This window comes from Mesorhizobium sp. M2A.F.Ca.ET.039.01.1.1 (assembly GCF_003998035.1).
Classification (GTDB): Bacteria; Pseudomonadota; Alphaproteobacteria; order Rhizobiales; family Rhizobiaceae; genus Mesorhizobium.
Genome location: NZ_RZRY01001083.1, coordinates 1 through 1,575 on the forward strand (window position 1 = coordinate 1; position 1,575 = coordinate 1,575).

Below are 1,575 nucleotides of genomic sequence, written 5' to 3' on the forward strand. Positions count from 1 at the left end.
GGCTGGACAAGGAGATCCACGATGGGCCTGTTCGACAATGCCGTTCCCGGCGGGAATATCACCAAACCTCTGATGATCGCGCTCGGCGCGCTTTTGGTCGGCAGGATGCTGAGCGGCAGAAGCGAGGAACCGGCCGCGCCGCAAGCGCCGGCGCCCGCGCCTGCCGGAACCGGCGCGTCCGCCGATGGCGGCTTGCTCGGCGGGCTAGGTGGCCTGCTCGACAAGCTCAAGGATGCCGGCCACGGCAATGTCGCCGACTCCTGGGTCGGGACCGGCCAGAACCAGCCGATCAATCCGGGCGATCTAGGCTCGGCGCTCGGGCCGGCGGTGATCCGCGAGATCGCCCAGCGCACAGGCATGAACGAGCAGGAACTGCTGCAGCAGCTCTCCACGGCGCTGCCCGGCATCGTCGACAAGCTGACGCCGAACGGCCAGATCCCGCAGAACCATCAGGTCGCCTCGGCCTTCAACAGCTGAGAACTGAACAGATGAGAACGCGCCGCGCGCCATGGTGGGCGGCGTTTCTTTGTCAGACAGCAGAGAAGCAATCTGGAGCGGGTAGCGGGAATCGAACCCGCATATTCAGCTTGGAAGGCTGCTGCTCTACCACTGAGCTATACCCGCGCCTTGCACTGAGGTACCGGATTCACCCGAAAAGCGCCATGCACTTTTCGGTCCGAGACTTTTCGTTTCAGGGCTTCCGGGCCGGCAGTGGTGGAGAGGGTTGGATTCGAACCAACGTAGGCTAAGCCAACGGATTTACAGTCCGTCCCCTTTAACCACTCGGGCACCTCTCCAGTCTGCCGCCGGAGCCATGCAACGAGGCATTCGCGCCGATCCGGAGCCCGAGTAAGATCTTCTCCGAAATCAGCGATGCGCCTTATGGCGGCAAGGCCGGTGGGTGTCAACCGGCGCGGCCAGGGTTTTTCGAGGATGTCCGGCATTCATTTCTTGAGCCCATATCCTTAGCCGGGCGGGACGGCTATAGAAGCCCGCATGAACGACGATAAAAGCACCAAGCCCGGCACGCGCAAGGACACCCACTACGCCAAGCTGAGGCGCGCGCATCGAGACCAGAAGGCGGGCGGTGCGCCGGCATTCCGGCCGCGCCAGCCGGTGCCGCCGGGGGAAGGGCCTGGCGACGGGCTGGTGCGGCTTTACGGCCTGCACACGGTGCGGGCCGCCCTCGACAATCCGCGCCGCAAGATCAAAAAGATGCTGGTGACCCGCAACGCGGCGGAGCGGCTTTCGATCGGCGAGCTTGCCGCCCTACCCTTCAAGGCCGAGTTGGTCGAGCCGAAGGAGATCGACAGGATCACCGGGTCGGACGCCGTGCATCAGGGCGTGCTGATCGAGGCCGAGCCGCTGAAGCCCAAGCGCCTCGACGCGCTCGGCGACACAAGGCTGGTGCTTGTGCTCGACCAGGTGACGGACCCGCACAATGTCGGCGCGATCCTGCGCTCCGCCGTCGCTTTCGGCGCCGGCGCGCTGATCACGACTGCACGCCACAGCCCGCAGGAATCCGGCGTTCTGGCGAAATCCGCGTCCGGGGCCCTGGAGCATATCGACCAGATC

Annotated in this window: 2 protein-coding genes and 2 tRNA genes; 2 read left to right on the forward strand and 2 right to left on the reverse strand. The window is 65.2% G+C overall.

The annotated features are described in order from the left end of the window. Positions 1–21 precede the first annotated feature (21 nt). Entirely contained in the window at positions 22–477 is a 456-nt protein-coding gene (locus EOA24_RS37440) for a YidB family protein (RefSeq protein WP_126082816.1), read from the forward strand. 73 nt (positions 478–550) lie between these two features. On the opposite strand, the gene EOA24_RS37445 is transcribed toward EOA24_RS37440, so the two are convergent. Both EOA24_RS37445 and EOA24_RS37450 read right to left on the reverse strand, forming a co-directional pair. Further along, a tRNA-Gly gene (locus EOA24_RS37445) sits at positions 551–624 on the reverse strand. 88 nt (positions 625–712) lie between these two features. Further along, positions 713–797 (reverse strand) — tRNA-Tyr (locus tag EOA24_RS37450). Between the two features lie 199 nt (positions 798–996). On the opposite strand from EOA24_RS37450, the gene EOA24_RS37455 reads away from it, so the two are divergent. Beyond that, a partial coding sequence (locus EOA24_RS37455) for an RNA methyltransferase (RefSeq protein WP_133374888.1) occupies positions 997–1,575 on the forward strand: 579 nt, incomplete at its 3' end.

Coding starts and splice junctions, on each gene's coding strand:
- EOA24_RS37440 (WP_126082816.1), top strand. CDS start 22: ATGGGCCTGTTCGACAATGCCGTTCCCGGCGGGAATATCACCAAACCT.